Genomic DNA, 12473 nt, shown 5'->3' on the forward strand with positions numbered 1-12473 from the left:
GTTTGAGCCTGGAAAGTGCTCTGTAACGGCCTGAGTGCTCACTTGCGCCGCACCCGCGGCGCAAGTCCTGTCAATTGCTGCCGAACGCATGCCCAGGCCAGATGCAGCGCATTACGCAACGCCACTGCATCGGCGCTCATCACGCGTAACGACACGCCGCAATCGTTCGGCAGTGCGCTGACGCCCTGGTAGCTATCGGCAACGTCGTGTAACGCTTCGCGCAACGTCCGTTTCAAATCCTCTATCGGCAAACCCTGACCCACCAGCATGAACGTTGCCAAGGCTTGCCGTTGTCCGCTCACGCCGGGCAGTCGGCGTTGCAGGTCTGCGCCGGTAATTGCCAGTCGGTCACCGGCCAACAGTTTTCCGGCCGGGCTGTAGACCTGCAGGTCGGCGCGGTAAAAGTCGGGCAGTCCCTCGCTGCCGTGAGGTGTATGCAGGCAGAATGCATCACACAGCAGCACTCTTGCACCGGGGTGCAATGTCACGTTTACCTGGCTATGCAGCCGCGTCTGTGGAAACAGAATGGTGGCCATCGGCAGGTACTCCAGCAGCACATCGGCTTCGGCGACCAGTGTCACGGTCTGCCGCGCCGACTGCTCGAGCATGCTGTGCGCGACCGTCGCAGCGCCGGTGCTGACGTGCACTTGGGTGCCTGGTCCTGCGTGCAGATGCAGGTGCAGTTGTTCCCCGGCGAACAGGCCTCCCGAACACGATTGCAGGTAGACCGCCGCCATGCCGGGCGGGTCTTGCGGCAGGGTCAGGGTACGTCCCAGATGGAAGGGGTAGCCGACTTCCTGACGAGACACATAACTGGCCCCGGAAGGCGCTTTGCTGAAGGCGATATGTGCCGTGCTTTTCGTCTGTGCGGGCAGTGACGATTGATGGGCGTTCATGTGCGGTCGAACAACACGGCACGGCTTATCGCGTCCACCACCGCGTCGACGCCTTCGCCGGTGTTGCAGTTGGTAAACAGCACCGGCTGGCCGTTGCGCGCTTGCGCTGACTCGCGCCGCATGCGCGGCAGGTCGACGCCCACATAGGGTGCCAGGTCGTATTTATTGACCACCAGCAGGTCGCAGCTCAAAACGCCGGGGCCGCGTTTGCGCGGGATATCATCGCCGCCTGCGACATCGATGACGAAAATCCAGTAGTCCACCAGATCCAGCGAAAAGGTCGAGGCCAGGTTGTCGCCGCCCGATTCGATCAGCACCAGATCAAGATTACCGAAGCGCGCTTCCAGCTCATCGGCCATTTGCAGGTTGAGGGTCGGGTCTTCGCGAATGGCGGTGTGCGGGCAGGCACCGGTTTCCACCGCACGAACCCGCTGCGGGTCGATCAGCCCGCTGCGCTGCACACGCTCGGCATCTTCACGGGTCGCAAGGTCATTGGTGATGATCGCCAGCTCGGTACCACGCGCGATGAAGCGCGGAATCAATTGTTCCAGCAGGCGGGTCTTGCCCGAGCCCACCGGGCCGCCGATGCCCACGCGAGCAGCGCCGGGATGGGGTTGGGCATCGGTGTGCGGGGCAGATGCGTTCAAGGGCAGGCTCATTGTCGGGTTTCCTCTGCGGGGTGGGTTTCAACGCAGCATGTAGCGCTGCGCAAGTGGCACTTCGCTGACCGGCTCGCAGTGCAGGCGCTCGCCGTCGGCGTACACATCGAAAGTCTGCGGGTCGACGCGGATATCCGGGCAGGCATCGTTGTGCAGCATGTCGGACTTGCGCAGGGTGCGAGTGCCGAACGCGGGCAGCAGTTGCTTCTTGAGCCCCAGTCGCGTGGCGGTGTCGGCTTCGACGGCAAGACGATTGACGAAGTTGACCGACAGCGCCTGTTTGGCCTCGCCAAACGCGCCCCATTGCGGGCGCATCACCAAGGGTTCGCAGGTGTACAGCGAGGCGGCGGAATCACCCATTACGGCGTGCACGATGAAGCCACCCTTGACCACCAGTTCCGGCTTGATGCCGAAGAAGGCCGGCCGCCAGAGCACCAGATCGGCCAGCTTGCCGGGCTCCAGAGAGCCGATGTAGCTGTCGATGCCGAATACCCGCGCGGCGTTGATGGTGTATTTGGCGATGTAACGCTTGATCCGTTCGTTATCGCCCAGTGCCGTGGTTTCTTCCGGCAGGCGACCGCGCTGGTCTTTCATTTTCGACGCCAGTTGCCAGGTCCGGCAGATCACCTCGTTGATACGGCCCATGCCCTGGCTGTCGGAGCCCAGGATCGAAATGGCGCCGGTGTCGTGCAGGATGTCCTCGGCGGCGATGGTCTGCGGTCGTACCCGCGATTCGGCGAACGCCACGTCTTCCGGCACATCCGGATTGAGGTGGTGGCAGACCATGATCATGTCCAGGTGCTCGTCGAATGTATTCACGGTGTAGGGGTTGGTCGGGTTGGTCGAGGAGGGGATGCAGTTGCTTTTTCCGGCGACGCTGATGATGTCCGGCGCATGCCCGCCGCCTGCACCCTCAGTGTGGTACATGTGAATGGTGCGGTCGCCGATGGCCGCCAGCGTGTCTTCGAGAAACCCGGATTCATTGAGCGTGTCGGTGTGCAACTGCACCTGAAAGTCGTATTCGTCGGCGACTTTCAGGCAGGTGTCGATCACTGCCGGCATGGCGCCCCAGTCCTCATGGATCTTCAGCCCCAGGCAACCGCCACGCAGTTGCCCGAGCAGCGATTCGGGCTTGCTGGAATTGCCGCGTCCGAGAAAGCCGAAGTTGATCGGCCAGGCCTCGGCGGCTTGCAGCATCTTGCCGACGTTCCACTCCCCGCCACAATCGATGCCGACCGTGATCGGCCCCAGCGAGCCGCCGATCAGTGTGGTCAGGCCTGCCGCCAGCGCGTGATCGCAGAGTTGCGCAGAGTCGAAATGCACGTGCACGTCGATGCCGCCGGGGGTGACGATCAGACCCTCGGCATCGCGTACGGTCGTGGCGACGCCGCAGATCAGTTGCGGGTGTACGCCGTCCATGATCTGCGGGTTGCCGGCCTTGCCAATGGCCACGATCTTGCCGTCCTTGATACCGATGTCGCCTTTGACGATGCCGATCACCGGGTCGATGATCAGCGCGTTGCAGATCAGCATATCGAGGGCACCGTCGGCGCTGTCATGTCCGGGCATCAGGCCCATGCCGTCACGCAGCGTCTTGCCACCGCCGTGCAGGCACTCATCACCGGGTACCGAGTGGTCGAACTCGACTTCGGCCAGCAGCGAGGTGTCGCCCAGGCGCACGGCATCGCCAGTCGTGGGGCCGTACATGGCGGCGTATTCCTTGCGCGTCATCGTTGCCATGCCTCAGGCTCCTTTGAAGAATTGGGCGCGGGCACGCTCCAGCGCTGCGAGCTTGCAGGCCGGATCGTGCAGGTTGCCATTGGTCAGGCCACTGAAGCCGTGGATGTCGCCAGTTCCGCCAAACTGCACCAGTTGCACTTCGCGCAGCTCGCCGGGTTCGAAGCGCACGGCCGTGCCTGCGGGAATATCCAGGTGCATGCCGAAGGCACGTTCACGCGGGAAATCCAGCGCCTTGTTGACCTCGAAAAAGTGATAGTGACTGCCGATCTGCACTGGCCGGTCGCCGGTATTGATCGCGCGCAGGGTGGCGGTCGGTCGGTCGCCGTTCAGGTGGATATCGCCGTCAGGTGCAAGAATCTCCCCCGGTGTGGGCATGACTGCCAGCGGCAGTTGGCCCGGGCGGATTGGTTGATGCACAGTGACCAGTTTGGTGCCGTCCGGAAACGTGCCCTCGACCTGCAGCACCGGCAGCAGGTCGGCGACCCCTGGCATCACGTCATCGGTGTTGAGGATCGTTGAGCCGAAACCGATCAGCTCGGCGACGCTGCGACCTTCACGCGCGCCTTCGAGGATTTCGTCGGCGATCAGTGCTGAGGCCTCCGGGAAGTTCAGGCGCAGGCCCTTGCTGCGGCGTTTGCGTGACAGCTCGGCGGCGGTGTACAGCGTGAGTCGTTCAAGTTCGGTCGGGGTCAACAACATGAGGGGGCTCCAGAGCTGTCAGTAGAAGGCCGGTCAATTGGCAAACAGGCGCAGGTCCTGGGTTTCGTGGCGCATCACGGCGATTTCTCCCATGGGTGTGAAGCCGCACGCGTCGTCCGGCTCAGGCGGCTCCTGCGCCAGCAGCTCGGTGATCAGCGGTTGAATATCGGTCAGCACCCGTTGCGCATCGATGTGGCCCATGACCCCGAGCCGCACCGCGGCGCTGACCAGCCCGGTACACAAAGCGTGCGCGGCAGCCAGTTGGCAGTGATCGCGGTGCATGCCCAGGTGGTTCCAGAGCAGGCCCTGCACCACGGGCAGATGGCCCGGTGTGTTGCCTGTCAGAATCTGCTGCTGATAGGACGCCGCGCCCGATGTGCCCAGCGCGACATGCACGCCCAGCAATGCCTGGCCGACACGTCGTGAGCCCTGGCGCAGTTCCTCGGCCAGGGTCAGCGCTTCGATCCGGGCGTCCAGAGCCATCAACGTCGGCAGGTCATCAGCCGCGTGCCAGGCGGCGAGCAGAAACACTCGATCAAAACTGTTCCAGCGATGGCGCAACTGGCCCTCGACGAAGCCATGCACTTCGGCACTGCGGCTATGGCGAACAGTCCGTTGCCGACGTCGTGGCGCGATGATTTCGCCGTGGCCGAGGTGCCCGTCAGCGACCAGCGTTTCCAGACCCCACGACCACGCCACTGCGCCGCCGGGAAAGAAACTGTCGGCCTGTTGCAGCGCCAGCAACAGGCTGCTCGAGGCATTCATGCGCGCTGCACCCGGCCGTCCGCGAGCATGGGCGCCAGACGCTCGAGGTAGTCAGCTTCCGGGCCATTGAGCAGGATCTGCAAGGTGTCTCCGGCAAAGCGCACCGCCCAGTGCATGTTGCCGGCGAAATAACCCAGTTCCAGCGCGGCGGCCGCGTCGCGCGGCTGCAGGTCGAGGTATTGCTGATCCTGCATTTGCACGACGATGGCGCGTTGACTGTCGAGCATCAGCACCGAGCCGTTGCGCAGCTGTTGGTGACGTTCCAGGCGGATCGCGCAGTCGGTGCCGCGGTCGCTGGCCAGGCGCAGGCGATGACGCTGGATGTCACTGCCGGACAGGCTCAGGGTTTCCACCTGACCGGCGTGGCTCAGGTCATGCAAACGGTCGGCGAGGGCAGGGTCGCTGGCCTGGCCGAGAATGCGGTCGAGTATCAGCATGGCGATGGCTCCTGTGCGTTGTTCAGATTGTCAGGTAGCGCAGGATGCGCTCGCGGTCGACGGTTTCGCGGACTTCGCTGTGCACGAATTCGCCTTTTTCGATGATCAGGTAGCGGTCCGCCACCGCCATGGCGAACGACAGCACCTGCTCGGAAACAATCAGCGAAAAACCGCGTTCCTTTTTCAGCAGGTTGAGGGCTTTGGCGATGTCCTTGATGATCGACGGCTGGATGCCTTCGGTGGGCTCATCGAGGATCAACACCTTGGGGTTGGAGACCAGCGCGCGGGCGATGGCCAGCTGTTGCTGCTGGCCGCCGGACAGGTTGCCGCCCTTGCGTCGGCGCATGTCGAACAGCACCGGGAAGTATTCGAAGATGTAGTCGGGAATCGGCGCAGCGGGCGCGCCCTGCATGCCGGTCAGAATGTTTTCCTCGACGCTCAGGTAGGGAAAGATCATCCGCCCCTGGGGCACGAAGCCAACTCCGGCGGCGACCCGCTCGTAGCTCTTGCTGCCGGTCAGTTCCTGCCCGGCCAGGGTGATGCTGCCGCTGCGGGTCGGCAGCATGCCCACCAGGCTTCTCAACAGCGTGGTCTTGCCCATGCCGTTGCGGCCCATGATCGCCAGCGACTCGCCTGGCGCCAGGTCCAGGCTCAGGTCTCGCAGCACGTGGCTGTCGCCGTAATACACGTTGAGGTTGGAGACATTCAGCATGTTCAGTGCCCCAGATAAACGTCGATGACCCGTGGATCGTTCTGCACCTGATCCATCGAGCCGTAGGCCAGGGTCTTGCCCTGATGCAGGACGGTGACCTTGTCGGCCACCGATTTCACGAACTCCATGTCGTGCTCGATGATGACCATCGCGCGACCCTTGGCGATGAGCTTGAGCAGGCCAGCGGTTTTCTCCCGCTCGCCGGCGCTCATGCCGGCGACGGGCTCGTCGAGCAGCAGCAGTTCCGGGCGCTGCATCAACAGCATGCCGATCTCCAGCCACTGTTTCTGGCCGTGGGACAACAGCCCGGCCTTGCGTCCCAGCTGATCCTTGAGAAAGATCATTTCGGCGGTCTGATCGATTTCGGCGTTCAGCGCCGCGTTCTTCCCGGCGAACAGGCAGTTGAAGATGCCGCGCTTGTCCGGCGAGGAAATGTCGAGGTTTTCGCGCACGGTGAGGTCTTCGTAGACCGACGGGTTCTGAAACTTGCGGCCCACGCCAGCGCGGGTGATCTGGTACTCGATCATGTTGGCCAGTTGCAGGTCCTTGAAACGGATGCTGCCGGCACTCGGGCGGGTCTTGCCGCAAATCATGTCGAGCAGGGTGGTCTTGCCCGCGCCATTGGGCCCGATCACCACATGCACCTGGTTTTCCTCGACATAGAAATTGAGGTTGTCGACCGCCTTGAAACCGTCGAATGACACGGTCAGGTCTTCGACACTCAGTAACATTGCACTCATGACTGCGTCTCCTTGTTGCTCAGGCGCTGCAGCAGCCCGGCCAGCCCGGTGGGCAGGAACAGCACCACGGCCATGAACAGGAAACCGATGAAGTACTGCCAGAAACTGACGAAGTTTTCCGACAGCCAGGTTTTTGCCGTACCGATCAACAGCGTGCCGTACACCGCACCCACCAGCGACAGGCGCCCACCCAGTGCGGCATAGATGACGATCTCGGTGGACGGAATGATGCCCACCAGCGAGGGCGACGCCAGGCCGACCTGCAAGGTGAACATCACCCCGCCCAGCGCGGAAATCAGCGCGGCCACGGCAAAAATGAAGGCCTTGAACAGCGCAGTGTTGTAGCCCGAGAAACGCACCCGGTCTTCGCGATCACGGATCGCCACGATCACCTTGCCCAGGCGGCTGCGCAGAATGAAACCGCACATCGCGACGCTGGCCAGCAGCAACAGTGTGGTGATCAGGTAGAGAATCCAGGGTGTCTGGGGCGCCTGCAAGCTCAGGCCGAAGGCCGTCTTGAAATCGGTCAGGCCATTGACGCCGCCGGTGTAGCCCTGTTGGCCGATGATCATGATCGACATGATCGAGGCCAGTGACAGGGTAATGATCGAGAAGTACACGCCGCCCACGCGTTTTTTGAAGTAGGCATAACTGAACAGAAACGCCAGCAGTGCAGGCAGGATCAGGATCGCGGCCAGGGTAAAGGTCGCCGACTCGAACGGCTTCCACCACCAGGGCAGGGCTTCGACGCTGTTCCAGATCATGAAGTCCGGCAGTGCCGAGCCGTAGAAAGCGGCGAGGGCGCTGGCCGCTTCGTCCGTGGCGGTGGCTTCGAGTTTGAGGTTCATCGCCATCATGTAACTGCCCAGGCCGAAGAAGATCCCCTGGCCGAGGCTGAGGATGCCGCCGTAGCCCCAGATCATCACCATGCCCACTGCGCAGAACGCCAGGCTCAGGTATTTGCCGGCCAGACCGAGGCGAAAATCCCCCAGTATCAGCGGCAATGCCACCAGCAACAGCAGCGACAGCCAGATCAGGCTGTAGCGCTCGATCAGCGTCAACCAGCCACCCGCTGGCTTGCCGGCGCCGGACACCGAGGCCTGCGGCCGCAGCGTCGGCTTTTCAGTCATGTCATTCATCTCAACGTCTCACTTTCGTGGCGAACAGGCCGTTGGGGCGGAAGAACAGCAGCACGATGACCACCAGCAGGGTGATCGCCTTGGCCATGGAACCGGTGGTCAGGTATTCCAGCGAAACCTGGGTCTGGCCGATGGCGAACGCCGAAAGGAAGGTGCCCAGCAGGCTTTCCACGCCGCCGAACACGACGACGATAAAAGTGTCCACCAGGTACTGCTGACCGCTGACCGGGCCGGTGGACGCAAGCATGGTGAACGAACTGCCGGCAATGCCCGCAAGGCCACAGCCCAGCGCGAAGGTCACCGAGTCGACCCGCGCAGTGTTGATCCCGGCTGCACCGGCCATGGCGCGGTTCTGGGTCACGGCGCGAATGCGCAGGCCCCAGCGGCTGCGGTAGAGAAACAGGAACACCGCAGCGGCTATCACGAAGGTCAGACCGATGATGAAAATCCGGTTGAGGGGCAGCTCCAGCCCGTCGCTGATTTTCCATGCGCCCTGCAACCACTGTACGGTGGGCACGCTGACTTCCTTGGGGCCGAAGACCTGGCGGAACAGCTGCTGCAGGACCAGAGACAGCCCCCAGGTCGCCAGCAGGGTGTCGAGCGGCCGGTTGTACATGAAGCGGATGCAGCAGCGTTCCAGCAGTAGACCGAAGGCAAAGGTCACCACAAAGGCCATCCCGATGGCGATGATGAAATACCAGCCCATGAGCTCGGGAAAGTAGCGCTGAAACACCACGGAGGTGACGTAGGTCATGTATGAGCCCATCGCCATCAGTTCGCCGTGCGCCATGTTGATCACGCCCATCAGGCCGAACACGATGGTCAGCCCGAGTGCCATCAGCACCAGCACGGAAAACAGCGAGAACCCGCTGAAGACTTGCATTACCAGCGTATCGAGAGTCATGCCGTCGCTACCTGTTGCTGCACATTGACGAAAGCGGGCGCGAAGCGGATCGCGCCCGGGCCGGAATCAGAGTTTCGGAAAGGGGTTGGGCTCGATCGGTGCCGACTCGTAGATCACGTCGACCTGGCCCTGCGCATTGAGGGTGCCGATGCGCGCACGCTTCCACAGGTGGTGGTTGTCCTTGTGCACCTTGATCTCGCCTTCAGGCGCATCGAGGGTCATTTCCGAGGATGCGGCGATCACCTTCGGCACCTCGAAACTGCCTGCTTTCTCGACGGCCTTTTTCCACAGGTATACCGCGGTATACGCCGCTGCCATCGGGTCACCGACCACGCGCTGCTGCCCATAGCGTGTTTTGAAGGCCTGGACGAATTTCTCGTTGACCGGGTTTTTCAGGCTCTGGAAATAGCTCATGCAGGTCAGGAAGCCGACGAGGTTTTCCGCACCGATGCCGGTGACTTCCTCTTCGGTGATCGCCAGCCCCATCAGCGTCTGGTTACTGCTGTCGATACCCGCAGCCTTGAGCTGTTTGTAGAACGCTACGTTGGAGCCGCCGACGATGGTCGACAGCACGATGTCCGGCTTGGCCGCCTTGATCTTGTTGATCACCGAGGAAAACTCGATGGCGCCCAGCGGCAGATAGTCTTCGCCGACGATGGAGCCGCCCTGTTTGGTCACCGACGCCCGCGCCAGCTTGTTGGTGGTGCGTGGCCAGATGTAGTCGGAACCGACCAGATAGACGCTCTTGCCCTTGTTGGCCATCAGCCAGGTAACGGCCGCCAGGGTCTGCTGCGAGGCCTCGGCGCCGGTGTAGATAATGGCCGGGGATTTCTCCAGCCCTTCATAGAAGGTCGGGTAGTAGAGCAGGCCTTTGTTGCGCTCGAAGACCGGCAGCACCGCTTTGCGCGAGGCCGAGGTGAACGCGCCAAAGGTGACCGCGACGTGGTCGTTTTCCAGCAACTTGCGCGCCTTCTCGGCGAAGGTCGGCCAGTCGCTGGCACCGTCCTCGACGATCGGCTCGATGGTCTTGCCCATCACGCCGCCACTGGCGTTGATCTCTTCGATGGCGAGTTTTTCCGCGTCGACCACCGAGGCTTCACTGATGGCCATGGTGCCGGTCAGCGAGTGGATGATGCCGACCTTCACGGCCTCGTCCGCCTGCGCCTGACCGATCAGGGCAAACGGCAGCAGGCTGATCGCGCCCAGCAACAGAGCATGCTTGATCAAACGGCGTTTGTCGTTGTGCATTCACTTATCTCCCAGGAATGAAAAAAGCCCGACGTCCCGGCCAAATCAATGGGCGGGAGGTCAGGCTTTTGTGCCGAATCTGGCGGGACAACTGCGTCCGATCCAGTCGTACGCGAGGTGTCTCCCTACTTGCCAAGAGGGGCGTAGGGCAAACAGCTGGCGCGATGTCACAGGGTGAACTTAGCAAGGGCAATGCCAACTGGCGAAACGGCTCTTGGCGCGCGTTTCGAAACCCTCAGGCAGAGCCCCCCTGCATTAATTGCACGCACAAGTCGACATGCGCCGCTTTGGCGCGAACAGGGCTCCTACGCACCAAAAGCGTGATGCAGAAGACCCTTTTTTCTCGCGATATGTACTCATGCATAGACTGAGATATTGTGCTTTTGCAGGAGCGAACCTGTTCGCGAAGGCACTGTTCGAGGCGACCTGAACCTCACGAATGCACGGCCGTCTTCGCCAACGAATTCGCTTCTCCCCGACGCGCCTCGTCACGCATGGCCCGCTCCCTGCATGAGCCTGCCCGACACCCTCGCAGGGTCTCTTGCCACACGCCCATTCTCGGCAGGTGTGGAAGGCCCCTCGCACGACTGGTCCTGACACTGCCGTCACGCCAGCCCCAGGCACAACCGCCTGAGAGCCACCGTTGAATCCACGGTTATTCGCTCAGTCTTCTTTTCAGGCTCCCGGCCACCTGCGGGCGCCTCATCTCACGTGAAAGGTTTATAGGCATGACTGACCCGTCGATCCGTATAGGAGGTCTGTTTTCCAATACCGGCGTCACCGCTGCCGGTGAGTGTTCAACAATGCGCGGCGCACAGTTTGCAATTCATCAGATCAATGCCGCCGGGGGCGTGAATGGCCGTTCTCTGGAACTGATCACCCGCAATCCGGATTCCACGCCTGCGCTGTTTGCCATGCATGTCGAATCGCTGATTCGCGAAGAGAACCTGCGGTTTTTCTTCGGTTGCTACACCTCGGCGGCACGCAAGGCCGTATTGCCTGTCGTCGAACGTTACAACGCTTTGCTGCTCTATCCGGTGTACTACGAGGGCTTCGAGTATTCGCGCAACATCATCTACACCGGCGCCACGCCGAACCACAACGCGGTGCCACTGGGCAGCTACATGTTCGATCACTTCGGCAGTCGCGTGCTGATGATCGGCTCGGAGTACGTCTATCCCTACGAAACCAATCGGTTGATGAGCGACCTGCTTTACGAGCGGGGTGGCAGCAAGCTGGGTGAATACTACTTGCCACTGAAAAACGCCAGGGCAGAGGACTTCGCCAGGCTCATGGTCAAGGCCAGAGAGCTGAAACCCTCGTTCATCTTTTCGACAGTGGTCGGCGACACCATGGCGCACCTGTATCAGGCCTACGCCGATGCCGGTTTCGACCCTGCGGTCATGCCGATCGCCAGTGTCACCACCAGCGAAACCGACATTCAGCAGATGGGCGTCCATCTGGGCACCGGGCACATTTCGGCCGCGACCTATTTCCAGTCGATCGACACGCCGCTCAATCGCCAGTGCATCGCCCAGTACCGGGAAATGTTTGGCCAGCATCAGGTGACCGACCGCTGCTGGGAGGCCGCTTACTTTCAGGTCCATCTGCTGGCCAAGGCGATCGCCCGCGCAGGCAGTACCGACGTGGAGAGTGTGTTGCAGACCATGCGCGGTCTGGAATACGACGCACCGCAGGGGCGGGTGCGTATCGATGAACACAACCACCATACCTACCTGTACTCGCGGATCGGCCGTGCCAATGCCGACGGGCAGTTCGACATCCTTTACGAGAGTCAGAAAGCGCTGAAGCCCGACCCTTATGCGGTGGCGCCTGACTTCAATGGCTGGTCCAGCCTGACCGGGAGGCGTCCATGACCCTGCGTGCCGCCAAGAAACGTTTGCGCAACGATAGCGCAGGCGGCATCAAGGACCTGCGCGATGTCAGCGTGCTGGTGATGCATCCCGATGACGAAGACGGTCGCAACCTGATCGCTCAGTTGCAGCGCATCGGGTGTCAGGTGCGGGTGCAGTGGCCGATACCCGAGCGTCTGCACAGCGAGGCTGACGTGATCGTGCTGGCGGTATCGCCGGAGAGTCTGTCGACCAACACGCCCTGGCTGCTGCACCACTCGACGCCACCGATCATTCCGGTAATCGCCTATGAAAACCCGATCATTGTCGAGGCGCTGGTGCAGCTCAACGCCTGTTCGGTGATTCCGTCGCCAGTCCGCTCGTTCGGCCTGCTGACTGCCCTGGCCATCACCCTCAGTCAGGCCCGCAAGACGCGGGAACGGGAAAAGCACGTCAAGCGCCTGGAAGGGCGCATGGCGGTGATGCGCACCGTGCAGCAGGCCAAGATCATCCTGATGGAAACCAAGGGCCTGTCTGAAACGGACGCCTACAACGCGCTGCGTGATCAGGCCATGGCCAAGCGCGAACCGGTGGAAAAAATCGCCGAGGCGCTGGTCAAGGCTCATGAATTGTTTCAACAAGCCTGTTCCTGACAGGTTGCAGACAAGCTTCGAGTGTCGG

At 62.0% G+C, this 12473-nt stretch carries 13 protein-coding genes; 2 read left to right on the forward strand and 11 right to left on the reverse strand.

Features of this window, described 5'->3' with window-relative positions; all coding sequences use genetic code 11:
• Positions 1–38: 38 nt before the first annotated feature.
• The 11 genes from AC54XV_RS11615 to urtA all read right to left on the reverse strand — a co-directional run bounded on the left by AC54XV_RS11615 (position 39) and on the right by urtA (position 9939).
• Entirely contained in the window at positions 39–896 is an 858-nt protein-coding gene (locus tag AC54XV_RS11615) for an urease accessory protein UreD (RefSeq protein WP_496718707.1), read from the reverse strand.
• Positions 893–1555 carry an urease accessory protein UreG gene (gene ureG, locus AC54XV_RS11620; RefSeq protein WP_054092276.1) on the reverse strand — a complete coding sequence of 221 codons (663 nt, stop codon included), beginning with the start codon at positions 1553–1555 and terminating at the stop codon, positions 893–895. Before ureG ends, AC54XV_RS11615 begins: the two co-directional genes overlap by 4 nt.
• Positions 1556–1582: 27 nt before the next feature.
• Positions 1583–3295 carry an urease subunit alpha gene (gene ureC, locus AC54XV_RS11625; protein ID WP_003367057.1) on the reverse strand — a complete coding sequence of 571 codons (1713 nt, stop codon included), beginning with the start codon at positions 3293–3295 and terminating at the stop codon, positions 1583–1585.
• Between the two features lie 3 nt (positions 3296–3298).
• Positions 3299–3994, reverse strand: coding sequence for an urease subunit beta (locus AC54XV_RS11630; RefSeq protein ID WP_011267498.1), 696 nt, complete (start codon positions 3992–3994; stop codon positions 3299–3301).
• Between the two features lie 33 nt (positions 3995–4027).
• Positions 4028–4759 carry an urease accessory protein UreF gene (locus AC54XV_RS11635; RefSeq protein ID WP_024638474.1) on the reverse strand — a complete coding sequence of 244 codons (732 nt, stop codon included), beginning with the start codon at positions 4757–4759 and terminating at the stop codon, positions 4028–4030.
• A complete protein-coding gene (ureE, locus tag AC54XV_RS11640) occupies positions 4756–5196 on the reverse strand; it encodes an urease accessory protein UreE (protein WP_011267500.1) in 441 nt (146 codons plus the stop codon). The genes AC54XV_RS11635 and ureE overlap by 4 nt, the downstream gene beginning before the upstream one ends.
• 22 nt (positions 5197–5218) lie before the next feature.
• A complete protein-coding gene (urtE, locus tag AC54XV_RS11645; protein ID WP_058822650.1) occupies positions 5219–5908 on the reverse strand; it encodes an urea ABC transporter ATP-binding subunit UrtE in 690 nt (229 codons plus the stop codon).
• 2 nt (positions 5909–5910) lie between these two features.
• Positions 5911–6648 (reverse strand): urea ABC transporter ATP-binding protein UrtD, encoded by a 738-nt coding sequence (gene urtD / locus AC54XV_RS11650; RefSeq protein ID WP_003367067.1) that lies wholly within the window; start codon positions 6646–6648, stop codon positions 5911–5913.
• A complete protein-coding gene (urtC, locus tag AC54XV_RS11655) occupies positions 6645–7787 on the reverse strand; it encodes an urea ABC transporter permease subunit UrtC (RefSeq protein ID WP_058399466.1) in 1143 nt (380 codons plus the stop codon). Before urtC ends, urtD begins: the two co-directional genes overlap by 4 nt.
• A 1-nt stretch (position 7788) precedes the next feature.
• The gene (gene urtB / locus AC54XV_RS11660; RefSeq protein WP_058399467.1) at positions 7789–8691 is read right to left on the reverse strand and encodes an urea ABC transporter permease subunit UrtB; all 903 of its coding nucleotides are present in this window, start codon (positions 8689–8691) and stop codon (positions 7789–7791) included.
• Positions 8692–8757: 66 nt separating this feature from the next.
• A complete protein-coding gene (gene urtA, locus AC54XV_RS11665; protein WP_011267505.1) occupies positions 8758–9939 on the reverse strand; it encodes an urea ABC transporter substrate-binding protein in 1182 nt (393 codons plus the stop codon).
• 728 nt (positions 9940–10667) lie between these two features.
• Between urtA and AC54XV_RS11670 the strand changes: the two genes are divergently transcribed.
• Both AC54XV_RS11670 and AC54XV_RS11675 read left to right on the forward strand, forming a co-directional pair.
• Complete coding sequence (locus tag AC54XV_RS11670) at positions 10668–11816, forward strand: transporter substrate-binding domain-containing protein (protein ID WP_024638470.1); 1149 nt, start codon at positions 10668–10670, stop codon at positions 11814–11816.
• Positions 11813–12445: an ANTAR domain-containing response regulator gene (locus AC54XV_RS11675; protein WP_024638469.1), complete on the forward strand. Its 633-nt coding sequence runs from the start codon at positions 11813–11815 to the stop codon at positions 12443–12445. Before AC54XV_RS11670 ends, AC54XV_RS11675 begins: the two co-directional genes overlap by 4 nt.
• The last annotated feature ends 28 nt before the right edge of the window (positions 12446–12473 follow it).

It is taken from the genome of Pseudomonas fragariae (ex Marin et al. 2024) (assembly GCF_059621105.1).